At 69.9% G+C, this 269-nt stretch carries 1 protein-coding gene; it reads right to left on the bottom strand.

The window, feature by feature from the left end:
- The coding region (locus tag R0J92_RS23295) for an alpha/beta hydrolase (protein ID WP_411053421.1) at positions 1-269 on the bottom strand (269 nt) is incomplete at both ends.

The raw sequence follows: 269 nt of genomic DNA, 5'->3' as shown, positions 1-269 counted from the left end.
CAGCCGGTCCGGGTTCAGCTTGGTCCAGTCGCTGACCACCAACGCCAGGTCCTGCACGTTGTAGTAGGTGGTCACCCGGCGGGCGAGCCGCTCCAGCGGCGCCAGCTTGTCGGGGTGCGACAGGGCGTCGTTGTCGGCGTCGGCCGCCATCAGCAGCACCTCGTCGAACAGACGCGGAAGCTGGTCGCCGACGTGCAGGCGCATGCCCTGGACCGCGTGGCGCAGCGCGAAGTTGCCCATCGAGTGCGCCAGCAGGTGGATGCGCTGCC

The sequence above is a fragment of the Tritonibacter sp. SIMBA_163 genome, assembly GCF_046535935.1.
In the GTDB taxonomy this organism is placed as follows: Bacteria; Pseudomonadota; Alphaproteobacteria; order Rhodobacterales; family Rhodobacteraceae; genus Epibacterium; species Epibacterium scottomollicae.
The sequence above is the reverse complement of the archived record's forward strand: the minus strand, read 5'-3'. Positions and strand labels throughout refer to the sequence as shown.